24 protein-coding genes are annotated in these 22455 nt (G+C 67.1%); 7 read left to right on the forward strand and 17 right to left on the reverse strand.

Going from position 1 to position 22455, the window contains the following annotated elements; all coding sequences use genetic code 11:
- Window positions 1-11 precede the first annotated feature (11 nt).
- From menJ to LMQ14_RS23800, 3 genes are all read left to right on the forward strand, one after another.
- A complete protein-coding gene (gene menJ / locus LMQ14_RS23790; protein ID WP_267732081.1) occupies window positions 12-1241 on the forward strand; it encodes a menaquinone reductase in 1230 nt (409 codons plus the stop codon).
- Between the two features lie 85 nt (window positions 1242-1326).
- Window positions 1327-1998: a class I SAM-dependent methyltransferase gene (locus LMQ14_RS23795; protein ID WP_267732082.1), complete on the forward strand. Its 672-nt coding sequence runs from the start codon at window positions 1327-1329 to the stop codon at window positions 1996-1998.
- 44 nt (window positions 1999-2042) lie between these two features.
- Window positions 2043-2453 carry a DUF732 domain-containing protein gene (locus LMQ14_RS23800; protein WP_267732083.1) on the forward strand — a complete coding sequence of 137 codons (411 nt, stop codon included), beginning with the start codon at window positions 2043-2045 and terminating at the stop codon, window positions 2451-2453.
- On the opposite strand, the gene LMQ14_RS23805 is transcribed toward LMQ14_RS23800, so the two are convergent.
- Window positions 2454-3146, reverse strand: coding sequence for a demethylmenaquinone methyltransferase (locus tag LMQ14_RS23805; RefSeq protein ID WP_267732084.1), 693 nt, complete (start codon window positions 3144-3146; stop codon window positions 2454-2456).
- A 70-nt stretch (window positions 3147-3216) separates the two neighbouring features.
- Between LMQ14_RS23805 and LMQ14_RS23810 the strand changes: the two genes are divergently transcribed.
- Window positions 3217-4041: an SDR family oxidoreductase gene (locus tag LMQ14_RS23810; RefSeq protein WP_267732085.1), complete on the forward strand. Its 825-nt coding sequence runs from the start codon at window positions 3217-3219 to the stop codon at window positions 4039-4041.
- Window positions 4042-4051: 10 nt separating this feature from the next.
- On the opposite strand, the gene LMQ14_RS23815 is transcribed toward LMQ14_RS23810, so the two are convergent.
- The 6 genes from LMQ14_RS23815 to LMQ14_RS23840 all read right to left on the reverse strand — a co-directional run bounded on the left by LMQ14_RS23815 (window position 4052) and on the right by LMQ14_RS23840 (window position 10861).
- The gene (locus LMQ14_RS23815; RefSeq protein ID WP_267732086.1) at window positions 4052-5212 is read right to left on the reverse strand and encodes a glycosyltransferase family 4 protein; all 1161 of its coding nucleotides are present in this window, start codon (window positions 5210-5212) and stop codon (window positions 4052-4054) included.
- 77 nt (window positions 5213-5289) lie between these two features.
- On the reverse strand, window positions 5290-5814 hold the full coding sequence (locus LMQ14_RS23820) for a DUF3592 domain-containing protein (protein ID WP_267732087.1): 525 nt from the start codon (window positions 5812-5814) through the stop codon (window positions 5290-5292).
- Window positions 5811-7460, reverse strand: coding sequence for a 2-succinyl-5-enolpyruvyl-6-hydroxy-3-cyclohexene-1-carboxylic-acid synthase (gene menD, locus LMQ14_RS23825; protein WP_267732088.1), 1650 nt, complete (start codon window positions 7458-7460; stop codon window positions 5811-5813). The genes LMQ14_RS23820 and menD overlap by 4 nt, the downstream gene beginning before the upstream one ends.
- A gap of 34 nt (window positions 7461-7494) precedes the next feature.
- The gene (locus LMQ14_RS23830; protein ID WP_267732089.1) at window positions 7495-8283 is read right to left on the reverse strand and encodes an alpha/beta fold hydrolase; all 789 of its coding nucleotides are present in this window, start codon (window positions 8281-8283) and stop codon (window positions 7495-7497) included.
- Window positions 8280-9206 (reverse strand): o-succinylbenzoate synthase, encoded by a 927-nt coding sequence (locus LMQ14_RS23835; protein ID WP_420714714.1) that lies wholly within the window; start codon window positions 9204-9206, stop codon window positions 8280-8282. Before LMQ14_RS23835 ends, LMQ14_RS23830 begins: the two co-directional genes overlap by 4 nt.
- A gap of 50 nt (window positions 9207-9256) precedes the next feature.
- Window positions 9257-10861: an amidohydrolase gene (locus tag LMQ14_RS23840; RefSeq protein WP_267732091.1), complete on the reverse strand. Its 1605-nt coding sequence runs from the start codon at window positions 10859-10861 to the stop codon at window positions 9257-9259.
- Between the two features lie 77 nt (window positions 10862-10938).
- Here LMQ14_RS23840 and fadD8 point away from each other — a divergent pair, with 77 nt between their 5' ends.
- On the forward strand, window positions 10939-12540 hold the full coding sequence (gene fadD8 / locus LMQ14_RS23845) for a fatty-acid--CoA ligase FadD8 (RefSeq protein WP_267732092.1): 1602 nt from the start codon (window positions 10939-10941) through the stop codon (window positions 12538-12540).
- A gap of 101 nt (window positions 12541-12641) precedes the next feature.
- Here fadD8 and LMQ14_RS23850 read toward each other — a convergent pair whose 3' ends face one another.
- From LMQ14_RS23850 to LMQ14_RS23865, 4 genes are all read right to left on the reverse strand, one after another.
- Window positions 12642-13535, reverse strand: coding sequence for a TIGR03619 family F420-dependent LLM class oxidoreductase (locus LMQ14_RS23850; protein WP_267732093.1), 894 nt, complete (start codon window positions 13533-13535; stop codon window positions 12642-12644).
- 125 nt (window positions 13536-13660) lie between these two features.
- Window positions 13661-14284 (reverse strand): NADPH-dependent F420 reductase, encoded by a 624-nt coding sequence (locus LMQ14_RS23855; protein WP_267732094.1) that lies wholly within the window; start codon window positions 14282-14284, stop codon window positions 13661-13663.
- A gap of 159 nt (window positions 14285-14443) precedes the next feature.
- The gene (locus LMQ14_RS23860) at window positions 14444-14866 is read right to left on the reverse strand and encodes a nuclear transport factor 2 family protein (protein WP_267732095.1); all 423 of its coding nucleotides are present in this window, start codon (window positions 14864-14866) and stop codon (window positions 14444-14446) included.
- Window positions 14867-14895: 29 nt separating this feature from the next.
- The gene (locus tag LMQ14_RS23865; protein WP_267732096.1) at window positions 14896-15630 is read right to left on the reverse strand and encodes an SDR family NAD(P)-dependent oxidoreductase; all 735 of its coding nucleotides are present in this window, start codon (window positions 15628-15630) and stop codon (window positions 14896-14898) included.
- A gap of 126 nt (window positions 15631-15756) precedes the next feature.
- Between LMQ14_RS23865 and LMQ14_RS23870 the strand changes: the two genes are divergently transcribed.
- Window positions 15757-16407: a TetR/AcrR family transcriptional regulator gene (locus LMQ14_RS23870; protein ID WP_267732097.1), complete on the forward strand. Its 651-nt coding sequence runs from the start codon at window positions 15757-15759 to the stop codon at window positions 16405-16407.
- A 97-nt stretch (window positions 16408-16504) separates the two neighbouring features.
- On the opposite strand, the gene LMQ14_RS28195 is transcribed toward LMQ14_RS23870, so the two are convergent.
- Both LMQ14_RS28195 and LMQ14_RS23885 read right to left on the reverse strand, forming a co-directional pair.
- On the reverse strand, window positions 16505-17695 hold the full coding sequence (locus LMQ14_RS28195) for a YceI family protein (RefSeq protein ID WP_324291079.1): 1191 nt from the start codon (window positions 17693-17695) through the stop codon (window positions 16505-16507).
- A complete protein-coding gene (locus LMQ14_RS23885) occupies window positions 17692-18072 on the reverse strand; it encodes a DoxX family protein (RefSeq protein WP_267732098.1) in 381 nt (126 codons plus the stop codon). Before LMQ14_RS23885 ends, LMQ14_RS28195 begins: the two co-directional genes overlap by 4 nt.
- A gap of 323 nt (window positions 18073-18395) precedes the next feature.
- Between LMQ14_RS23885 and LMQ14_RS23890 the strand changes: the two genes are divergently transcribed.
- Entirely contained in the window at window positions 18396-18890 is a 495-nt protein-coding gene (locus LMQ14_RS23890; protein ID WP_267732099.1) for a MarR family winged helix-turn-helix transcriptional regulator, read from the forward strand.
- Window positions 18891-19184: 294 nt separating this feature from the next.
- Here the strand turns inward: LMQ14_RS23890 and LMQ14_RS23895 are convergent, their stop codons facing one another.
- The 4 genes from LMQ14_RS23895 to LMQ14_RS23910 form a co-directional block, all read right to left on the reverse strand.
- Complete coding sequence (locus LMQ14_RS23895; RefSeq protein WP_267732100.1) at window positions 19185-19928, reverse strand: SDR family NAD(P)-dependent oxidoreductase; 744 nt, start codon at window positions 19926-19928, stop codon at window positions 19185-19187.
- 334 nt (window positions 19929-20262) lie between these two features.
- Window positions 20263-20886 (reverse strand): NADPH-dependent F420 reductase, encoded by a 624-nt coding sequence (locus LMQ14_RS23900; protein ID WP_267732101.1) that lies wholly within the window; start codon window positions 20884-20886, stop codon window positions 20263-20265.
- Window positions 20887-21036: 150 nt separating this feature from the next.
- The gene (locus LMQ14_RS23905; protein WP_267732102.1) at window positions 21037-21462 is read right to left on the reverse strand and encodes a hypothetical protein; all 426 of its coding nucleotides are present in this window, start codon (window positions 21460-21462) and stop codon (window positions 21037-21039) included.
- Between the two features lie 47 nt (window positions 21463-21509).
- Window positions 21510-22445, reverse strand: coding sequence for an SDR family oxidoreductase (locus LMQ14_RS23910; protein ID WP_267732103.1), 936 nt, complete (start codon window positions 22443-22445; stop codon window positions 21510-21512).
- Between the last annotated feature and the right edge of the window lie 10 nt (window positions 22446-22455).

Consider the following 22455-nt stretch of genomic DNA (forward strand, 5'->3'; position numbering starts at 1 on the left):
TACTGGTGGGCGTGGACGCGAAGGCCTCCGGAGCCGAAGTGGTGGTCGTGGGTGCCGGACCTGCCGGTTCGGCGGCCGCCGCGTGGGCCGCACGCGCGGGCCGCGACGTGCTCGTCGTCGACTCCGCCGCCTTCCCCCGCGACAAGCCGTGCGGCGACGGGCTGACTCCGCGCGCGGTCGCCGAGTGCGAGCGGCTGGGGCTGGGCGACTGGCTGGATACCCGCATCCGGCATCGGGGTTTACGCATGAGCGGGTTCGGCGGCGAGGTCGAAGTGGATTGGCCCGGCCCGTCGTTCCCGTCGACGGGCAGCGCGGTGGCCCGCCTCGAGCTGGACGACCGGATCCGCAAAGTCGCCGAGGAGTCCGGGGCGCGCATGCTGCTCGGCACTAAAGCCGTTGGTGTGCACCATGACTCGTCACGAAGAGTGACTTCGCTGCTATTGGCCGACGGCACCGAGGTGCGCTGCGGCCAGCTGATCGTCGCCGACGGCGCCCGCTCCCCGCTGGGCCGCAAGCTCGGCCGGCGCTGGCATCAAGAGACGGTGTACGGCGTCGCGGCGCGCGGGTATCTGACCACCCCGCGCAGCGAGGACCCCTGGCTGACATCGCATCTCGAGCTCCGCTCCCCCGACGGCGCCGTGCTGCCGGGGTATGGCTGGATCTTCCCGTTGGGCAACGGCGAGGTGAACATCGGCGTCGGAGCGCTGTCGACATCGAAGCGGCCGGCCGACTTGTCGCTGCGACCGCTGATCTCCTACTACACCGACCTGCGCCGCGACGAGTGGGGCTTTACCGGTGAGCCGCGGGCCATCTCGTCGGCACTGCTGCCGATGGGCGGCGCGGTCTCCGGGGTGGCGGGGCCGAACTGGATGCTGATCGGCGACGCCGCGGCCTGCGTGAACCCGCTGAACGGCGAAGGCATCGACTACGGACTGGAGACCGGGCGGCTGGCCGCCGAGCTGCTGGACTCGGGCGACTTGTCGAAAGTGTGGCCGTCGCTGTTGTCCGATCACTACGGCCGCGGATTCTCCGTCGCGCGCCGGCTGGCGCTGCTGCTGACCTTCCAGCGGTTCCTGCCTGCGACGGGCCCCATGGCGATGCGCTCGACCACGCTGATGACCATCGCCGTGCGGGTGATGGCCAACCTGGTCACCGACGACGACGCCGACTGGGTGGCCCGGGCGTGGCGCGGCGGTGGCCGGTTTTCGCGGCTCCTCGATCGTCGAACGCCGTTCAGCTGAACCAACTTTTCGCACCCGGCGATCCAACACGTGCACAATATCAACTTCGTTGACATGTATCAGTGTGCTTGATATATCTGGAGGCATGACTCAACCAACTGATTTCGAGTTCGAATCGGCCTATCGCGGTGAATCCAGCCTTGGCGAGGGCGTGCGCCCACCTTGGAGCATCGGTACCCCGCAACCGGAGCTGTCCGCGCTGATCGACCAGGGCAAGTTCCACGGCGACGTGCTCGACGTGGGCTGCGGCGAAGCAGCCATCTCGATGACGCTGGCCGAACTCGGCCACAACACCCTGGGGCTTGATCTCTCGCCCACCGCGATCGAGCTCGCCCGCCGCGAGGCCGAGAAGTGGGGCCTGAACAGGGCCACCTTCGAGGTCGCCGATATCAGCTCGTTCACCGGGCATGACGGCCGGTTCGGCACCATCGTCGACAGCACCCTGTTCCACTCCATTCCGGTCGAGCTGCGCGAGGGCTACCAGCAGTCGATCAGCCGCGCCGCCGCTCCTGGCGCCTCCTACTTCGCCCTGGTTTTCGACAAGGCGGGCGCACCGGGTGGGCCGATCAACGCGGTGACCGCCGACGAGCTGCGCGACGCCGTGTCGAAGTACTGGGTCGTCGACGAGATCCGGCCGGCCCGCATCTACGCCAACCTGCCGGACGAGTCTCCCGAGATGCCGTTCGTCGACGTCCGCACCGAATCCAACGGCCTGAAGTCGGTCAGCGCCTGGCTGCTGATCGCCCATCGGGACTGATCATCGTTGAGACCGAGTCGTTATCCCGGTGTATAGTCCGGCTAATGAGGGGTACCAAGCTGCTTGCAGGCGTCGCCGTGGCGGCCGCCGCCACCATCACGCTGGGCGCGCCGGCACTCGCCGACCCGACGACGCCGCCGCTGCCGCCACCGGCGCCGACACCGCTGAGGACTCCGTCGCCGCCCAGCGACTACGACGCCCCGTTCAAGCAAACCGTGAACGGCTTCGGCATCTACCAGCCGCAGGACCAGCTCGCGTGGCTGGGCAAGATCACCTGCGACCGGCTGGGCCGGGGCGTGGACCACGACGCGTACCAGTCGGCGAACTTCATCCAGCACAACCTGCCGCGGGGCACCAGTCAGGGACAGGCGTTCCAGTTCCTCGGTGCGGCCGTCGATCACTACTGCCCGGACCAGGTGGGCGTGGTGCAGGCAGCCGGGAATCACCCGAACTAATCAGCGCAGGGGCTTATGCCCCGCGTGTAGCGCCACGATTCCGCCGGTCAGGTTGCGCCAGCGCACGCCCGACCATCCCGCTTGCGTCATCTGCTCTGCCAGTGCGGCCTGATCGGGCCACGCCCTGATCGACTCCGCGAGATACACGTACGCATCGGGGTTGCTCGACACCGTCTGCGCCACCCTCGGCAGCGTCCGCATCAGATACTCCTTGTAGACGGTGGCGAACAGCGCGTTGGTGGGCGTGGAGAATTCGCACACCACCAGGCGTCCGCCGGGCCGGGTGACCCGGGCCATCTCGCGCAGCCCCGCCCGCGGGTCGGCGACGTTGCGCAACCCGAAACTGATTGTGACGGCATCGAATACGCCGTCGGCGAACGGCAGTTTGGTGGCATCGCCGGCGACCTTCGGCACCTTGCGCTCTGCGCCGGCCGCGAGCATCCCAACCGAGAAATCGGCCGCCACACACCAGGCGCCGGATTTCTCCAACTCCACCGTGGACACCGCGGTACCCGCGGCCAGGTCGAGCACCTTGTGGCCGGGTCCGATCCGCAGTGCCGAACGGGTGGCCCGTCGCCAATACCGGTCCTGCCCCAGCGACAGCACGGTGTTGGTCAGGTCATAACGACGGGCGACGCCGTCGAACATCGACGCGACCTCCCGGGGATCCTTGTCCAAGGCCGCACGACTCACGACGAAGACGCTACCCCGCCCAATCCGGCCGCTCGGGAATGGTGCGCCGGCGAACGCGTTACACAACGGCGTGGGCGAAAAAGTTTGGTTTATCACCGGTACATCACGTGGATTCGGGCGCGAGTGGGCGATCGCCGCGCTGGAGCGGGGCGACGAGGTCGCCGCCACCGCACGCAACACCGCATCGCTGGACGACTTGGTCGCCAAATATGGCGACGCGCTGTTGCCCATCAGGCTCGACGTCACCGATCGCGACGCCGATTTCGCCGCGGTCAAGCAGGCGCACGACCACTTCGGACGACTGGACATCGTGGTGAACAACGCCGGCTACGGCCAGTTCGGGTTCGTCGAGGAACTGTCCGAGCGGGAGGCACGCGATCAGATCGAGACCAATGTGTTTGGCGCCCTGTGGGTCACCCAGGCCGCGTTGCCGTACCTACGCGAGCAGCGCGGCGGCCACATCATCCAGGTGTCGTCGATCGGTGGCATCACCGCATTCCCCCTCGTCGGCATGTACCACGCGTCCAAGTGGGCGCTGGAGGGCTTCTCCCAGGCCCTGGCACAGGAGGTCGCGCCCTTCGGCGTGCACGTCACGCTGATCGAACCGGCCAGCTTCGCCACCGACTGGTCCGGCCCGTCGGCGAAGACCGCCGAGCCGCTGCCGGCCTACGACGAGTTGCGTGCCGCCGTTCAGGCCGAACGCACCCGTCGTTGGGCTGCTGCCGGCAATCCGGAGGCATCGGCGGCGGCGCTGCTGAAAGTGGTGGACGCCGAGCAACCGCCGCTGCGAGTGTTCTTCGGGGCTTCGCCGCTGCAGACCGCAAAGGCCGACTACGAAAACCGGTTACGTACCTGGGAGCAGTGGCAGCCGGTGGCCGAGCTGGCGCAGGGCTAGCGGCGAAAGGTCACTCGCCTTGCGCGAGTTTGCGTTGCGAGATGCGGGCCCGGGCTTTGGCGATCGGGGATTGCACGGCCGCGTAGTGGCCGAGCAGCTCCTCGCAAATGGCGGGCCAGGTGCGGGCGAGCACGCTCTTGCGCGCGGCTTGCGAATAGCGCGGCCGCTCTTGCAGCAGATGCCCCACCGCCTCGGGTAGCCGCTGCTCGAATTCGTTTACCCCCAGCAGCAATCCGGTGCGCCACGGGGTGACGAGGTCACGCGGTCCGCCGGCGTCGGGCGCGATCACCGGCAAGCCCGATGCCAGCGCCTCCTGCACGACCTGGCAGAACGTCTCGTGTTCGCCGGTGTGGACGAAGACATCCATGCTGGCGTACGCCGCGGCGAGCTCCGACCCGTACATGGCACCGGTGAAAAGTGCTGTGGGCATTGCCGATTGGAGTTTTTGTTGGTCGACGCCGTCTCCGACGATGACGACCTGCACGTCACCGGCCGCCGCGAGTCCGGCGAGGCGTTCCACATGCTTCTCCGGCGCGAGCCGGCCCACGAAGCCGACGATCGGTTTACCTTCGGGCGACCAGTGCCGCCGCAGCGCCTCGTCGCGCGCCGACGGCGCGTAGCCCATGATGTCGACCCCGCGCGCCCAGTGATGGACCCGCGGAATTCGATGGGCGACAAGCGATTCCATCGTCGCCGTGGAAGGCGCCAGGGTACGGTCGGCGAGGCGGTGCAGATGGCGGAACCACGCCCACGCCGCCCGCGTCGTGATCCCGATGCCGTAGCTCTCCGCGAACCCCGGTACGTCGGTTTGGTAGACGGCGACCGTCGGCACCCCGAGGTGGCGCGCGGCCAGCACCCCGCCGTAGCCCAGCAGCGCGGGCGATGCGAGATGCATAACATCGGGCTGGAATCCGCGCAGCACCTTGAGCAGTCGCGGCCTGGGCACCCCGAGTGGCAACGTGGTGACCTTCGGGAACATGCGCGACGGCACCCGGTGCACCCGGATGCCGTCGTGAATACGTTCGGCGGGAGGTTCACCGGGCGGGGTATCGGGGGCGATGACCAAAGCCTCATGGCCGGTTCGACGCAGGTGCTCCAGCACTCGAATTACTGAATTACTGACACCGTTGACATGTGGCAGAAAAGATTCTGCGACGATCGCAACGCGCACAAGGCCATAGTGTCAGCACTGCCTGTCGCTAAGGTTGCCGACGGGCATACGGGGCGCGAAATCTGCTGTTAAACGCGCTATATGTCTTTGCTACTCACGCTTTTGGCCGTGTCGTGACGATCCAGTCGCTTGTCTATCAGCGCCAGGCCTACCAGCACAACCAGTGCGACGAGCCAACTGACGACCGCGATGGACCCCGCCGGGATTATCGCCAGCCCGGCGTTGCGGTGCTGCACCCGCACCAGGTTCGGGTCATTTTTGTTGTATTCGACGTATATCCGCATACCCGTGGCCAATTCGGACGGATATAGCACGCCGAGCTCGGGCCGGTAGGTGACTCGCTCGGGTGTGACGAATTCGATCGTGGACCGGCGCGGCCCGGCGCTGAGCACCTCGGCCTGCGCCACCCCCATGTTGTGTCCAATCGCGAGGTCGTCGCGCCAAGCGCCGGCCACCAGCAACACCGACTGCAGCGTGACCAGACCGGCGACGATCAGCACCGCGATCCGCATCAGCCGCAACGCAATACGCGCCGGCGTGGTCGGCGGCTCATCGCTGCGGCCGTGGATCAAAATGCGCAGCAATGTTTTTGGCGACTTCACAAGGCGGCCTTGATGGCGGCATGGAGTCCTCGCAGCGAGGACCGGTCCGCCTTGACCTCCAGCACCCGCATGCCTGCGCCGGCTTCGTTGAGCGCCGCGCCCAGTTCGTCGACCTCGATCTGGCGGCTGTCGACGTGGTAGGCGCGGCACAGCGCACCGACGTCCACATCGTGTGGGGTGCCGAAGATCCGCGAGGACACGTCGGAGAACCTCGGGTCGCCTTGCTCCAGCAATTCGAAGATGCCGCCGCCGTTGTCGTTGGACACCACGATGGTCAGATGCCGCGGCGTCGGTTCGGTCGGACCGATCAGCAGCCCGGAGCTGTCGTGGACGAAGGTCAGGTCGCCGATCAGGGCGACGGTGCGGGCCGGGTCGTCGGGCGTTCCGCTGCGTTCGTGAGCCAGTGCCGCACCGATCGCGGTCGACACCGTGCCGTCGATGCCGGCGACCCCGCGATTGGACCGGACCCGGATCCCGGTGGTGTTGAGCCCCACCAGCGCGGCGTCGCGGACCGGGTTGGACGCCCCGAGTACGAGCTGATCGCCCGGCCGCAAGGCATCCGCCACGGCCGCGGCGACATGCAGGCCGGTGGTCAACGGGTGCGCCGCGAGCTGGCCGCGGACCGCCGCGACCGCGTGCCGGTTCATCTCCGCGCAGCGGTCCAGCCAGGCCGGGTTGGGCGTCCCGGTGGCGACCGCCCGGGTTCCGGTGGCCTGCGAGTTTCCCGAGACGTCCGGCCAGCGCGGCCCGGTGGTCAGCGCATACACCGGCACCAGAGGGTCGGCGAGCAGCGCCGAGACCGGGCGATGCAGGGTCGGGCGGCCGAGCATGATCACCTGCTTCGGGCGCAGCAGCGACAGGGCCAGCGGGTGCAGCGGGTTGGCCGCCGGCGGCGCGGTCGGTTCGGCCACCGTCGGCAGCCGCGCGAGGGTGGGCTGCGCGCCCGCGCCGTGCCCGGCGATGACGACGGTGTCGGGCGACAGGTCGATTTCCAGCGGCTGGTCGAAACTGACCGGCGGCGTGTAGGTCCACGGCTTACCGTCGGGCCGGCCCGGCGGCGTCACGGCGCCATGCGGTTCCGGATCCGGCACCAGGGGCTCGCGCAGCGGGATGTCGAACTGCACGGGACCGGCGTTGGCGGTGCGAGAACCCGTGGCAGCCGCCAATACCCGGCAGGTAACCGATCGCCAGGTCGCGTTGAGCGAAGCCAGCCGCTCCGGCGCGTCCTCGGCCAGACCGAGGCTGATCGTGGCGCGAGCCTGGGTACCGAAGTAGCCCAGCTGCTCCATGGTCTGGTTGGCCCCGGTGCCCAGCAATTCGTAGGGCCGATTGGCCGACAACACGATCAGCGGCACCCGCGCGTAGTTCGCCTCGACGACCGCCGGGCCGAGGTTGGCGACGGCGGTGCCCGAGGTCATCGCGATGCACACCGGCGCGCCGGCCGCGATCGCCAGGCCGATGGCCAGATAGCCGGCGGTGCGCTCGTCGATGCGCACGTGCAACCGGATCCGGCCGGAGCGATCGGCGTCCTGCAACGCGAACGCCAGCGGGGCGTTGCGCGAGCCGGGGCATAACACCACGTCGCGGACGCCCCCGCGGATCAGCTCGTCAACGACGACGCGTGCCTGTGTCGTCGAGGGGTTCACTCTTACAGGGTGTCACAGGGCCGCTGCGGCGGCCTCAAGCCTTGACGTCGGCGAAGAACTTCAGCGCCACGCTGTTGACCGCCTCGGGCCGCTCCAGGAACCCGAGGTGACCCGCGTCGGGAATCTGGACATAGCGACCGTTGGGCAAGGCGTCGGCGACCTCGCGCCCCAGGTGCGGTGGCGTGATCACGTCGTCGGCGAACCCCATCACCAGCACCGGGGTGTTGATCGCGCGGTACGCCGCGAGCCGGTTGGTCTGCGGGGACACGCTCAGCTGAGTGCGCAGCCCGGGGGTGCGCTTGACCGGCCAGGCGCGAAACATGGTGATCCAGTCGGCGACGAGCACGTCGTCGTTGATCGTATTTCGCGAAAAGTTTTCCAGCACACGGACTTTCGCTTCATAAGCGGGCGGCAGTTCGGTGCTCGACGCGTACAGCTCTTGCTCGCCCTCGTGAAAGCTCTGACGGGCGCGGTCCAGGCGGCCGCGGGTGGCCATCAGCACCGCGGCGCGCACCAGGTCGGGACGGGCCACCATCAGCTCTTGGGCAATAAAGGCGCCCATCGAGACCCCGACGATGCGCGCCGGGGCGGCGTCGAGGGATTCGATCAGGGCCGCGGTGTCGGCGACCATGGTTTGCGTCGTGAAACCCTCGGCGTTTTCGGTGGCGCCGATCCCCCGATTGTCGAAGGTGATCACGCGATAGCCGGCCGACTGAAACGCCGGGACCTGATGCGGTAACCAGGTGCGCCCGGGGCCGCCGCTGCCGGCGATGAAGACCACGGGCTCACCGCTGCCGCGGTCGTCATAAGCCAGGTTGATCACTCGGACGACGGTACAAGGAGTGGATAGCAGGCCTTGACCCGGTCGATCCACCACTGCCGCCGCTCGGGCGATGCCGCCAGCGCGAGCAGTCGCTGCGGGTCGGGCGTGACCGGACCGACGGTCAGGTAGCCATCGACGGCTGCCGCGGGCGTCGCGACGTCGTCTAGGAACAGGCTGCCGGTGCCCAGGCCGCAGGCGTGCCGCAGGCGCGGTAATGCCGCCGCGGCGGTCAGCCCGGCGGCGATGCCCACCGCCGAGTCGAGCGCGCTGGAGACCACCACCGGGATGTCGATCTGCGCGGCGATGTCCAGCAGCGCCGAAACCCCGCCCAGCGGAGCGACTTTGAGCACCGCGATGTCGGCGGCGCCGGCGCGGACCACGGCCAACGGGTCGTCGGCCTTGCGGATGCTTTCGTCGGCGGCGATCGGCACGTCCGGCATGTCGGGGTGCCGCCGCAGCTCGGCCAGCTCGTCGACGGTGGCGCAGGGCTGCTCGAGGTATTCCAGCGGGCCGTCGGCGGTCAGGGCCGCCGCGGCCCGCACTGCCTGCTCGACCGTCCAGCCGCCATTGGCATCCACCCGCACCGTCGAGACCAGTTCGCGCACCGCGTTGACCCGGGCGACGTCGTCGGCCAGCGTCTGCCCGGGCTCGGCGACCTTGACCTTGGCGGTCCCCGCGCCCGGAAAGCGCGCCAACACCTCGCTGACCTGCGCGGCGGGCACGGCCGGCACGGTCGCGTTGATCGGGATGCGCTCGCGGTGCACCGGCACCGCCGGCCGGTAGGCGCCTTCGATGCCCGACGCCAGCCACGCCGAGGCCTCCGCTGGCCCGTATTCCACGAAAGCCCCGAATTCGCCCCACCCGACCGGGCCCTCGATCAGCGCGACCTCGCGGGTGGTGATGCCGCGAAACCGCACCCGCATCGGCAGCGCCACCACGTGCAGGTGCTCCAACAGATCGCTTAAGGCGGGCCTCACTGGCCGTAGACCTGGCGGCCCGCCAGATACGTCGCGCGCACGTCGAGGTCGGCGATCTGCTCGGGCGGGACCGTGCGGGGATCGGCCGACAGCACCACCAGGTCCGCGTACTTGCCGACCTCGAGCGAGCCGACGACGTCGTCGGCGAACAGCTGCCAGGCCGCGTCGATGGTCTGGGCGCGGATCGCCTGTTCGACCGTCAGGCGCTCTTCGGGTGCCAGCACCCGGCCGCTCGGCGCCATCCGGGTCACGGCCACGCTGATGTTGCGCAGCGGCTCCTCCGGAGTGACCGGCGGGTCATTGTGCAACGAGATGCGCATCCCGGTGGCCACCGCGGATCCTGCCGGCATCCAACGGGATCCGCGCTCCTCGCCGAACAGCCCGTCGACGATGACGTCACCCCAGTAGTGGATCTGGTCGACGAAGATACTGCAGGTCACGCCGAGGTCGGCGGCTCGCTGCAGCTGCTCGGGCCGGATGGCGCCGACGTGCTCGAGCCGCAGCCGATGGTCGTCGCGCGGATTGTTGCGCAACGCCTCTTCGTAGACGTCGAGGATGGTGTCGACGCCGGCGTCGCCCTGCACATGGCAGGCCATCTGCCAGCCCAGCGGGAAGTACGCGCCGACGATCTCGCGCAACTGTTCGGCGGTGTAGTTGGCGCACCCGCACGAACCGGGTGGGATGCCGATCGAGCGGGTGGCCTCGGTGTCCAGGTAGGGAAAGGACAGGGCGATGTTGCCGATCCACGGCGAACCGTCCACCCAGATCTTGATGCCGACCTGACGCATGATGTCGTCGCCCTGGCCGGGCGTGGCGGCGGTGGACATCTGCGGGTTGGAGACCTCGTAGGTGCGCAGCCGGACCGTCAGCTGGTTGTGCAGCTGGGAGACCAGCGGCCCGAAGTTCGGGTCGAACGCCATCTCCGAACAGGTGGTCAGCCCGGCCCGGTTGAGCCGGGCACACTCGGCGAGCAGCATCCCCGGGTAGCTGTCGGCCGAGATCGCGCCACCGAGCAGCGGGAACACCGCGGCGATCTCCTCGGCGGTGCCGTCGAGGTCGCCGTTGGCGTCGCGGCCGTACTTGGCGCCCTTGGGGTCCGGGGTGTCGCGGGTCAGTCCGTTGAGCTGCGCGGCGTGCGAGTTGAAGTAGGCCTTGTGCCCCGAGTTGTGGATGATCACCAGCGGACCGTCCGGGGCGATGTCGTCGAGCCAGGCCAGCGTCGGGTCGGGCAGGCCCGACTGCAGCAGCGCGTCCCAGCCGTTCAGGTAGGCGCCGGTCGATCCCCGCCGCGCGACCTCTGTGCGGATCGCGGCGACGACGTCGTCGGGGCCGGAGATGGTGACCGGGCGGATGTCGATGATGCGGTCCGACAGCGCGACGGCCTCCATCAACGGATGACCGTGTGCCTCGATGAATCCCGGCATCACGCAACCGTCGCCGACGTCGACGGTTTGGGTGTCGGCGCCGATGAATTCGGCGACCTCCGAGCGACTGCCGACGGCGATGATGCGGCCATCGGCAATGGCGAGCGCCTCGGCCGTGGGCCGTGCGTCGTCGACGGTCAGGATGGTTCCGGTAACGACGAGATCTGCCTGCGCCATGAGCCCAGAGCCTAGTGATGGTTGCGGTGTGTCAGGGTCTTGCTGACCCGAATTGCAACACGTTCTAGTCTGACGCTATGAGTGACGATCTGTTGCGCCATCCGACCCATAACGGCCATCTGCTGGTGGGCGCGCTCAAGCGCCACAAGAACCGCCCGGTGCTGTTCCTCGGCGACACCACGCTGACCGGAGGACAACTGGCCGAGCGGATCAGCCAGTACACCCAGGCGTTCGAGGCGCTCGGCGCCGGCACCGGTGTCACGGTGGGGCTGCTGGCGCTGAATCGTCCCGAGGTGCTGATGATCCTCGGCGCCAGTCAGACCCAGGGCTACCGGCGCACCGCGCTGCATCCGCTCGGCTCGCTGGATGACCACGCCTACGTGTTGTCCGACTGCGGTGCCAGCGCGCTGATCGTCGACCCCAACCCGGCGTTCGTCGAGCGGGCGTTGGGGCTGCTGGAAAAGGTCGACTCGCTCAAGCAGATCCTGACGATCGGCCCGGTTCCCGAGGCCCTCAGGGGGGTGGCCGTTGACCTCTCGGCGGAGGCAGCCAAGTACGAGCCCAAGCCGCTGGTGGTTGCCGAACTGCCGCCGGACCACATCGGCGGTATGGCCTATACCGGCGGCACCACCGGCAAGCCCAAGGGCGTGCTGGGGACCACCGGGAACATCGCCGCCATGACCCAGATTCAGCTGGCCGAATGGGAGTGGCCGGAGACCCCCCGGTTCCTGATGTGCACGCCGCTGTCGCACGCCGGCGCGGCCTTTTTCACGCCGACGGTGGTCAAGGGCGGCGAGATGGTCGTGCTGAGCAAGTTCGACCCGGCCGAGGTGCTGAAAACGATTGAAGAGCAGAAGATTACGGCCACCATGCTGGTGCCGTCGATGCTCTATGCGCTGATGGATCATCCGGATTCGCAGACCCGCGATCTGTCCTCGCTGGAGACCGTCTACTACGGCGCCTCGGCGATGAACCCGGTGCGGTTGGCCGAGGCGATCCGGCGGTTCGGCCCGATCTTCGCCCAGTATTACGGCCAGTCCGAGGCGCCGATGGCGATCACCTACCTGCCCAAGGCCGATCACGACGAGAAGCGGCTGACGTCATGCGGCCGCCCGACGCTGTTCGCCCGGGTAGCGCTGCTGGGTGAGGACGGCCAGCCGGTACCGCAGGGCGAGCCGGGCGAGATCTGTGTCAGCGGACCGCTGCTGGCGGGTGGCTACTGGAACCTGCCGGAGGCGACGGCCGAGACGTTCAAGGACGGCTGGCTGCACACCGGCGATATGGCGCGCGAGGACGAGGACGGCTTCTACTTCATCGTCGACCGGGTCAAGGACATGATCGTCACCGGCGGCTTCAACGTCTTCCCCCGCGAGGTCGAGGACGTCATCGCCGAGCACGCGGCCGTCGCGCAGGTGTGCGTCGTCGGGACCCCGGACGACAAGTGGGGCGAGGCCGTCACCGCGGTGGTGGTGCTGCGCGCCGACGCTGCGACCGACGACGCCGCGATCGAGGCGATGACCGCCGAGATCCAGGCCGCGGTCAAGGAGCGCAAGGGTTCGGTGCAGGCGCCCAAGCGGGTGGAGATTGTCGACGCGCTGCCGCTGACCGGGCTGGGCAAGCCGGACAAGAAGGCCGTGCGGGCGCGATTCTGGGAAGGCGCCGGCCGCGCCGTCGGCTAGTGATTCTCCTCGAGTGCGCGGCTGGCCGCACACTCGGCGCGCACGAGGCGGCGATCCCCGCGACCTGCTAGCCGAGCAGGGCGAACCGGAGGCTGGCGCCGTCAAACGTTCCCATGCTGACTCCATCGGGCGATTACCTCGCCGGCGAAGTCAAGCAACTCGTCAAGGCTGGGGAACATTGCGAAGGCATCCACGATCGCCTCATCAGCACCGGACCCGGCGAGGCGCTCGAGCCTGCCGGCAACCGAGTCAACGGACGTGCCCGGTTCGAGGTTGATCCGCATAGCTGTCTTCAGCCCGTCGGGATCGCGGCCGGCGTCCTGTGCCGCACGACGCGCGATCGACCACAAGTGGTCGAAAGAGTCCTGCGGCACTTCGACCCCGAGCCAGCCAGTGCCGCTGCGACCGACCCGGCGCATCGCGGCCTCGCTGGCACCGCCGATCCAGATGGGCGGACCGCCCGCCTGGACCGGGCGCAGGTCAGCATGGACCGGCGGCAGCGAGAAGAATTCGCTGTCCCAGGACACCGGGGTGGTTGTCCACCACTCGTGCAGGAACGCGAGCAGGTCATCGAGCATCTGCCCACGCCGGCGCCAGTCCGCGCCGCGGGCGATGTCGAGTTCGTCCTTCATCCACCCGACTCCCACGCCGACGTCGAGGCGACCGTCGCTGAGCACGTCAAGTGTGGTCAGCTGCCGGGCCAGGTGCGTTGGCTCGTAGTAGAACGTGTTGAGCGTGCTGGCGTTCAGCCGAACCCGGCTGGTCGCCGTCGCGGCGACGGTCCACAGCAGCACCGGATCGAGGTTACGGGTCATCTGCGGCGGGTAGGGCTTCTCGCCGGGATAGGTGCCTTGCATGTTGACCGGGGTGACGAACCGATCCCCGACCCACAACGAGTCGTAGCCCAGGTCCTCCAGTCCGCGGCAGAACGCGTTCAGACCAGCGGCGCTGCTGACCGCAGGTCCGACGAAGGGAATGACGAAACCAAGCTTCATCGCGAGAATCCTCTCCTAGCAGACGCATCGTCTGCTCACGTCGATATCGGTTCGGTGACCATCCACCACGGTGTGGGCGCGCGGCACCTTTGCTGCTTCACTGCTTGGGTCGGCGGCAGTGCAGTTCAGCCCGAGGCGGTGACAGCCAGGGCGAAATCGAGGTTGCCCACCCCGTGCTTGGCGAGACCCACCGCGACCAGCCCCATTCCCTCCAGCCAATGCGCCATCGTCAAGCCGCCGACGTCCAGCGGGCGCAGGCCGAGGGTCTTGATGAACTCCGCCACGTGTGCCTTGGCGTGTGCGTCGTCGCCGGCGAAGAAGACGTCGAGCGGCCGGCCTTTGGCCAGGACAACTTGGAAGATGGTGTTGAATGCCTTCACCACGCTGGCGCTGGCCGGGGCGGCCTCGGCGACTTCCTGCGCGATCGAGGTGTCATCGGGGATGGCGAGCCCGTCGGCCGCGGAATTGAAGGGGTTGCTGATGTCGACGATCACCTTGCCTGCCAGGGCGTCTCCATACTGTGTGACAACCGGCACGACAGTGGCGTACAACAGGGCCACGACGACGATGTCGCCGGCTGGGACGGCGCCGAACTCTCCCGTCGTGGCCTTGCCGCCGAGAGCCTTGGCCAGGTCGGCGGCCTTGGACTGATCGCGGCCGATGACCTCGACGGTGTTGCCGCCCGCGACCGCCAGCGCGCCGATGGCGCGGGCCATGTTCCCGGTGCCGATGATGCTGATGCTGCTCATGAGATGTCCTATCTTCTTGGCTTTCGATTGGAAAAAGGCTGACTCCTCCACCAATCTCGATTTATTGATGACTCAATCGATCGAGGAAGCGTGGCGGCGGACGGAACCGAACTGGCTGAGCCCTCGTGCCGCGCCGGGCTGGCGGGGCGGCGTTCGTCGCTACTCCCCGTTCGTACGAAGTTCCCAGGGCTGCATTCCGAGGAGACCAGCGAGGTGCCTCTGCATCTGTACGGCGGACGGCAGCGGGCGCCACCAGATGGTCACCTCGGCGATCTTGCCGTCCGCATCGAGCAGGAATCTGTCCATCCCGTTGACCACGGTGTCTTCGATCTGCAGCCGGAAGTACGCGGCGTGGTGCGTCTCGCCGGTGAGGACTTCCTTGTACTTGAGGTCGGCCGCCCCGCCGATCCCTCGCATGGCTTCCAGGACTGCCTCGCGGCCGACGACTGGCTCATCACCGAGCGGGCTGTTCAGCACTACGTCCTCGGCCAGGATGCCGAAAAGAGCGTCTTTGTCTGCACCGCTGTGCATGCAGTCGACGAAGGATTCCACGGTGTCGCGGTGCGGGGCGAAGGTGGTCATGGTTACTCCTTATGTCCGTTGTCGATCACTCAGATCACTGTGGTGCCGCCGTCGACCACCAGCTCCATGCCATTGACGTAGCTCGAGTCGTCGGAGGCGAGGAATAACGCGGCCGACGCGATCTCCTCAGGGCGGCCCATCTCTCGCCGCGGGATCACGGACTCGAACTGCGCCTTCGCCTCCTCGTCCATCACCTTCTCCAACATCGGCGAGGCGACCTGGCCAGGGGTCAGCACGTTCACCCGGATCTTCCTGTCCCTCAACTCGGACACCCACACCCGTGCGTAGGCGGGCAGCACGGCCTTGCTTCCGGCGTACACACTCCAATCGGGATAGCCCCGAAGCGATGCGTTTGACCCGGTCATGAAGATCGAGCCGCCATCGTTGAACAGCGGCAGCGCCTTTTGGACCGTGAACAACGTGCCGCGCGCGTTCAACCCGAAGGCGGCATCGAAGTCCTCCTCGGTGATCTCGCCGAGCTTGGCCTGCTTGCCCACCCCGGCGCTCGCCCACAACACGTCGATCGCGCCCTTTTCCTGCTTGACCGTGTCGAACAACCGGTCCAGATCGGCGAGGTCGGCCGAATCACCCTGCACGCCGGTCACATTCCGCCCGATCAGTTCGACGGCCTGGTCCAGCTCGTCCTTCCGCCGGCCCGTGATGAAGACGTGAGCCCCTTCCTCAACGAACAACTTGGCACCGGCCAGCGCCATACCACTTGTCGCGCCCGTGATCACCGCGACCTTGCCATCGAGTTTTCCCACGATTACTCCATTCATTGGATAGTCCTGATGTTATGTACACCGCTCTGAGTACTTAACGTACGCGACAGCGATATGGGATGCAAGCTATGCACACCGATCCGTACCCAACTGGGCTACGCTGGGCGTATGGCGGAGTTAGAGAAGGGGCCGCGAGGCTTGCGCCGCGGCAGGGGCGCACGAGAGCGCATCCTCAGCGCTTCACGACAACTGTTCCGCGATCAAGGCATCAACGGCACCGGCCTGGACCAGCTCTGCGCGGTGGCCCAGGTATCCAAGCGCACGTTTTACCAGCACTTCACCGGCAAGGACGAGCTGATCGCCGAACACCTACGCCGATTCGACCCCGACGTCCTGCCCGAGGTGTTCGACCGCACCGACCTCACACCGCGCGACCGGCTCCTCGCCGCCTTCGACATCCACGCGCCGCTGTGCCCGTTCATCGCGGCGGCCGTCGAAATCCACGACCCGGGCCACCCCGCACGCATTCGTGCCCGCGACTACAAGAAGGCCTTTGCCGCGCGGCTCACCGACACGGCGCGCGAAGCCGGCGCCACCAACCCCGAACAGCTCGGCGAACAACTGGCGTTGCTCCTGGATGGCGCCTCGGCCCGCAACCGAGTCCTCAACACCGAAACCTTCGCCACCGCCGCCGCCATCGCAGCCGTCCTCATCGACAACGCCATCCCCCCGCCAGCGGCACCGCCCGACGCAGGCCGGAACCTGTCAACCGGGACGGTTCCGCGTGCCGGATGCGGCGGCGAGCTCAGCCGAAGTTGACGATCGCCAACTGGAACGCAAGCTACAGATGAATCCGTCTCCTCGTCTCCGGTTCCGCAGCTTGGCGGAGCACTCCGTGTGCGGTGGCCTCGCCACCTCATCCCGTCGGCGCCGAGGGTTCCTTGACCGCCTCTACGGAAACGGTGATCTCGACCGTGTCCCCGACCAGCGGGCCGCCTCCGGATAGCACGGGGGTGTCCATCAGGACGCCGAAATCACTACGCTTCAGCTTGATCACACCTTCGAACCCGGCCACCTCACCGCGACCCATGCCCGGGCTCACGCCGAGAAACGAGAACGCCAGTGGTATGCGTTTGGTGGTTCCGCGCAGGGTGAAATCAGCCACAAGCACCCAGTCGTCCTTCCCGGTGCCCTGCATGTCGACCGAGACGAGGGTGGCGGTGGGGAACTCGTCGGCCCCGAAGATGTCGGGTGCCCGTAGGTGCTGGTCGCGGTCCGGGTTGCCGGTATTCACCGACCCGACCGCTACCGTGACCGCAACGCTCGGAGTTCCGTTCTCGGGCACCGTGATCGCACCGGAGAAGTCCTCGAATCGCCCACGTACCCTACCGACCACCAGGTGGCGGACCGAGAACGTGATGGAAGAGTGGACGGGGTCGATCGTCCACGTGCCGGGGGTGAGATCCCGCCCAGCAGTCGAGTCCACCTGGATGCTCTTTTCGAGCTCCGAAGGTAGTTCGTAGAGATTGCGCAAGACCAGAGCGTTGCGGGCTTGGATGAGTACACCGCCCTCGTCGATACGTCCGAGTTCGATCGGGGCGAAGCCGAGATCGGTGCACAGCCCGGCTACCAGCGCGCTCGCCGCGGAGTCGTTGCTGGACACGAAGACTACGCGTCTGCCGAACTCGGACGAGCGCTTCTCGGCGAGCTGCGTGGCGGCGGTTTGGTTGAACGACTTGACCACCGCGGCGCCGGGGAAGGCCTCGGCATTGAAATCAGTCGACAGGCGGCCGCCGAGGATTTTCTCGGAGTTGGGCACCAGAAACGCGTTCGCCGCGTCGACGACGATCTTGCCGGACCAGTCTGCGCGGCGCCGACCCAATTCGCGGACCTGCAAGAACGGTATGGCCAGGATGATCACGTCCGCATCCAGGGCTGTGTCGAGGGTGACCGGCGTGATCGAGGCGGACAGTTCGGTGACGTCGATCGTCTCCGGACCTCGCGTGTTGGCGAAGAGTGCCGGGACGTGGTGGTCGGAGAACCGTTGCGCCAGAACCGTTCCGATGCTGCCGGTGCCCACGATGGCGTACTGCACAGCGCTGGTCATCGCACGACCTCCGAAGTCCGAGCGGCTGCGATAAAGACCGCCAGTGCCAGGAACACGGCGTTCACGGGCCACTGCTTGTACTCCGCACGTCGACCGTGGAATACCGCCGCGCCCACCTGCAGCAGCGCGAGGCCCACAGCTGCGGCCGGCGTCAGGATGGACGCGATTCCGGTGAGCCAGGGGAGGATAAGACCGAGAGCGCCGGCCACCTCGACGCCGCCGATGAGTTTGAGCGACGTCGCGGACAACGCCTCAGCGGCAGCAGCCATGGCGGGGTTCTTCGCCAGGCGCTCCTTCGGCGTCAACAGCTTGGTGCCACCGGCGAAAAGATATGCGGCGGCGAGTAATCCGGACGCGACCCATACCGCGATGTTCACGTGTGCTCCTCGAAAACGTATGTGTGCGAACAGGGGCGACGGCCCGACCGGTCACACCTGCGAATCTCGCAGTATTAGTTGACGCATCAATTACCCTAACTGGTGGTTACGTGATGCGTCAACAAAATGTCTCCATCGGACTCGTTCCGCGGTGATGCAGATCGTGACGCCTCGACAACGACCGGACGCCGTCGCAGATGCCGCGCGGTTGCCAACACGGAGCCGTCGCCCGTCGGCGGCTGACGTTTAACGGTTGACGGTTGAACTATCCTTCAGACGCAGGAGGTCCGGATGGCAGCTGGGCGATCGGAAACCATCGGGTCGTGGCGGTGACGCGGCGCGAGCGTGAGCATCGTCAACCCGAATCGGTGTGGCTCGACGACGATCAGCAGCGTGCGTGGCGTCAGCTCCTTTCGATGATTATGGAGCTTCCGGCGGCCCTGGAAAGCGATCTGCAGCGCACCACGGGACTGACGACGTTCGAGTACCTCGTGCTGGCGAATCTCTCGGAAGCCGACGAGAGGACGCTGCGGATGTCGGAGCTCGCCTCCAGTGCCAACTCCTCGTTGTCGCGGTTGTCGCACGTGGTCCGCCGCCTCGCAGAAAACCGGCTGGTGGTGAAGCGCGTCTGTGCCGAGGACGGCAGGGTGAGCGTGGTCGAGCTCACGAAGGCGGGGTTGAGGCGGGTCGCCGCCGCGGCCCCCTTGCACGTCGCGAAGGTGCGCGAACTGGTGGTGGACCCGTTGACGAAGGCCGACCTGATCAGGCTCGGCAAAGCGGCCCAGGCCATCACCGACCGGATCGCCGAGTCGGGTTAGCCCACCGGCTCCGCCCGTCGACGCGGTGTGCAACTCGCACAACGTGGCGAGGTACGCCGCGAGCTCCGCTGCATCGTGGGCGGGGCTACTCAAATCGAGAAGAAGCCGCTTAGCGCTCGAGGCAGAAGAAACTGTAAAGCGCTAGAGAAGTCAAGTGAGCACACACTGCCGGAACGCTGACCTATCAACAGCGGTACGGCCGTGTTCGGAAAGCTGTTGCGCCCTCACGTGTTTAACAACCACCGCCAGCACCTACTGGATCGGTTCTGCCCTCTGCTCAACCGTGGTGCGTAGTCAGACTGCCGTGGTGCCGCCGTCGACAACCAACTCCATACCATTGACAAAGCTTGAATCGCTCGAGGCGAGGAACAGCGCGACCGTCGCAATCTCCTGAGGGCTGCCGTTCTCTCCCCGTGGGATCAACGCCTCCCGCGCGTCCATCGCGGCCTTCGTCTCGTCGTCGAACAGCTGCTCCTGTCCTGGCGCGACTACCTGGCCCGGGGTCAGCACGTTGACCCGGATCCGCCTGTCCTTCAACTCGGCCAACCACACGCGGGCATACGCATGCAGCGCAGCCTTGCTCGCGGCGTAGACGCTCCAGGCCGGATAGCCCCTAACCGAAGCGATCGACCCGGTCATAAAGATCGAGCCTCCGTCGTTGAACAGTGGCAACGCCTTTTGCACCGTGAACAGCGTGCCGCGCGCGTTCAGCCCGAATGTCGCATCGAAGTTCTCCTCGGTGATCTCGCCGAGCTTGCCTTCCTCGGCCGTCCCGGCATTTGCCCACAACACGTCGATGGCGCCCTTTTCCTGCTTGACCGCGTCGAACAAACGGTCCAGATCGTCCAGGTTGGCCGAATCAGCTTGCACTGCAGTCACGTTCCGGCCGATCAGCTCAACGGCTTCGTCCAGAGCTTCCTGCCGCCGACCCGAGATGACAACGTGAGCTCCTTCGTCGACGAACAACTTGGCACCGGCCAGTGCCATACCATTTGATCCGCCCGTGATCACGGCTACCTTGCCGTCAAGCTTTCCCATGACTGCTCCTTCGGGCGACTACCTGGATGGCTGAATCAAGCATCTGGTCAAGGGTGGGGAGCATTGCGAAGGCATCCGTGTTCGCCTCATCAATGCCGCACCTGGCGAAGCGCCCAAGTCCGCGGTAGAGCGCACTCAGACCAGCGGCACTGCCGACGACGGACCCGAGTACGGGCATGGCCAAATTGAGCTTCACCGCGAGAGTCCTCCAAGCAGGCCAGTGTCGGCCGACACGGCCATCTGGCATGAGCGAATGTCTTTCGGTAATCCATTAACACGATTTTGTGGGAACGCCGCCTGTTCGTGCATGGCTTGGCCCGGCGGCGGTGGCGGCTCAGCCGGGAACGGTGACACCGAGGGCGAAGTCGAAGTTCCCCACCCCGTGTTGGGCGAGACCGATCATGACCAGGCCGGTTCCTTCCAGGTAGTGCGCCATGGTCAAGCCGCCGACGTCTAGCGGGCGCAGCTTGAGGCTGTCGATGAACTCCGCAACGGCCGCCTTGGCGCGCTCGTCGTCGCCGGCGATGAAGACGTCGAGCGGCTGGCCCTTGGCCAGGACAGCACCGAAGGTGGTGTTGAAGGCCTTCACCACGCTGGCGGTGGCCGGGGCCGCATTGGCGACTTCCTGTGCGCTCGAGGTGCCGTCGGGGGTGGCGAGCCCGTCGGCCGCGGAATTGACCGGGTTGCAGATATCGACGATGACCTTGCCCGCCAGCGCGTTTCCGTACTGGGCGACGACCGGAACGACATTGGCGTACCCGAGGGCCACGATAACGATGTCCCCGGCCGGAACCGCGCCGAACTCCCCCGTCGTGGTACTACCGCCGAGAGCGTTGGCCAGCCCAGCGGCCTTGGACTGATCGCGGCCGACGACCTCGACGGTGTTGCCACCTGCTACTGCCAGCGTGCCGATGGTGCTGGCCATGTTCCCGGTGCCGATGATGCTGATGTTGCTCATGAGATGTCCTGTCTTGATTGATGATTGAAGATGCTGACTCCTGCACCCGAAGCCCGAGTGGGGACGTATTAACAAAGCGGGAGGTGTCGAGGTTGGTGTAACACCGCCGAGCTGGCTGAGCCGCCGTGACGGAGGGCACGGCCTGGGTCGTCACTCCCCGTTGGTGCGCAGTTCCCAGCGCGGCATGTCGATGACATCCGCGAGGTTGCGCTGCAGTGCGACGCCGGCGGGCAGGGTGCGGTAGAAGATGCTTACCTCGGCGATCGCCCCGTCCGCGTCGAGCAGGACGAAGAAGATTCCGTTGACTGCGGCGTCTCCGACTTGCAGCCGGAAGTGTGCCGCGTGGTGGGTCTCGCCGCTGAGGACCTCCAGGTAGGTGTCGTCGGACGACAGTCCGTTGACGGTCTTTATGGTGTCCACGGCGGTCTCGCGGCCGACGATCGGCTCATCACTGAACGGGCCGTACAGAACCACGTCCTCGGCGAGCAAACCGGTGAGGGCGTCTCTGTCTGCACCGCCGTTGATGCAGTCAACGAAGGACTCCAAGGTGTCGCGGTGCGGGGCGAATGTGGTCATGGTTACTCCTCATACGGGGCGAGATTGTGGTTCGTGCGCCTGGGCCGTCAGCCGGCCGGGAAGTAGTGGCCGTTGTCCAGATCGGCGAACAGACCGGGCTCAGTGGGTTCCCAGCCGAGGGTCTGGCGGGTGATGAGGCTGGTCGCCGGGAAGGATCCGGTGGCCAGATTCGTGAATTGCCCGAAGTATCCCGGCAGCATCAGGACGTCGATGGGAACGCTCACGACGGGCAGATACAGACGGCCGCCGATGGCCTCGGCGATGTCGCGGAACGGGATGCCCTCATCCTGAACCGCGTGCCAATACCTGCCGGCCGGACCCTTCTCCAGCGCCAGGCGGAACAGGGACGCGACATCGCGAATGTGGACGGCGCACCAAAAATTCGTGCCGTCTCCGGGGTAGCCGGCGGCGCCCTTCTCCTGCGCGAGCGCGATGAGCCCGGGCAGGAAGCCAGCGTTATCGGTCGTATCGTGCGCGATGAGCGGGAGCCGCACGATCGAAGACCGCACTCCCCGATCGGCGAGGCCAATTACGGCCCGTTCCACGACGTTACGAACACGCAGCGTGCCCTTGAACTCCTCCCCGCTGGGAAGGGCCGGGTCTTCCTCGGTGGCCGGCCGACCCAGATTCCCAGGCGAGCCGATACTGCCCGCTGCGACCAGCGGCTTTCCGGTCCCTTCCAGTGCCTCGCCGTAGGCAAGCATGATCGGCAGTTCCGCGGCGGCTACGGCGTCCATCCCACCGGAGGGAAGCAGGTCTTGCCTGTGGGCGACGTGGATGACGCCGTCGGCGTTCGCAGCCGCCTCCTTGAGCCCGTCGAGATCTTCGAGGTCGCCGCGACGCACCATCGCGCCAAGCCCGGACAGGGCCACCGCGGCAGTGTCCGACCGGGCCAGGCCGGTGACCTCGTGCCCGGCGGCGATGAGTTCGGGGATGATGTGCGAGCCGGCGTGACCGGTTCCGCCCGTGACGAAAACACGCATGTGACTTTCC

The organism is Mycobacterium sp. Aquia_213, from assembly GCF_026625985.1.
Taxonomy (GTDB): domain Bacteria; phylum Actinomycetota; class Actinomycetes; order Mycobacteriales; family Mycobacteriaceae; genus Mycobacterium.

Excerpts from the sequence above, each read along its gene's own strand:
- LMQ14_RS23795 (WP_267732082.1), top strand. The coding sequence starts at position 1,327 with ATGACTCAACCAACTGATTTCGAGTTCGAATCGGCCTATCGCGGTGAA.
- LMQ14_RS23800 (WP_267732083.1), top strand. The coding sequence starts at position 2,043 with ATGAGGGGTACCAAGCTGCTTGCAGGCGTCGCCGTGGCGGCCGCCGCC.
- LMQ14_RS23835 (WP_420714714.1), bottom strand. The coding sequence starts at position 9,206 with ATGCGGGTGCGGTTTCGCGGCATCACCACCCGCGAGGTCGCGCTGATC.
- LMQ14_RS23840 (WP_267732091.1), bottom strand. The coding sequence starts at position 10,861 with ATGGCGCAGGCAGATCTCGTCGTTACCGGAACCATCCTGACCGTCGAC.
- fadD8 (WP_267732092.1), top strand. The coding sequence starts at position 10,939 with ATGAGTGACGATCTGTTGCGCCATCCGACCCATAACGGCCATCTGCTG.
- LMQ14_RS23850 (WP_267732093.1), bottom strand. The coding sequence starts at position 13,535 with ATGAAGCTTGGTTTCGTCATTCCCTTCGTCGGACCTGCGGTCAGCAGC.
- LMQ14_RS23855 (WP_267732094.1), bottom strand. The coding sequence starts at position 14,284 with ATGAGCAGCATCAGCATCATCGGCACCGGGAACATGGCCCGCGCCATC.
- LMQ14_RS23860 (WP_267732095.1), bottom strand. The coding sequence starts at position 14,866 with ATGACCACCTTCGCCCCGCACCGCGACACCGTGGAATCCTTCGTCGAC.
- LMQ14_RS23870 (WP_267732097.1), top strand. The coding sequence starts at position 15,757 with ATGGCGGAGTTAGAGAAGGGGCCGCGAGGCTTGCGCCGCGGCAGGGGC.
- LMQ14_RS28195 (WP_324291079.1), bottom strand. The coding sequence starts at position 17,695 with ATGACCAGCGCTGTGCAGTACGCCATCGTGGGCACCGGCAGCATCGGA.
- LMQ14_RS23895 (WP_267732100.1), bottom strand. The coding sequence starts at position 19,928 with ATGGGAAAGCTTGACGGCAAGGTAGCCGTGATCACGGGCGGATCAAAT.
- LMQ14_RS23900 (WP_267732101.1), bottom strand. The coding sequence starts at position 20,886 with ATGAGCAACATCAGCATCATCGGCACCGGGAACATGGCCAGCACCATC.
- LMQ14_RS23905 (WP_267732102.1), bottom strand. The coding sequence starts at position 21,462 with ATGACCACATTCGCCCCGCACCGCGACACCTTGGAGTCCTTCGTTGAC.
- LMQ14_RS23910 (WP_267732103.1), bottom strand. The coding sequence starts at position 22,445 with ATGCGTGTTTTCGTCACGGGCGGAACCGGTCACGCCGGCTCGCACATC.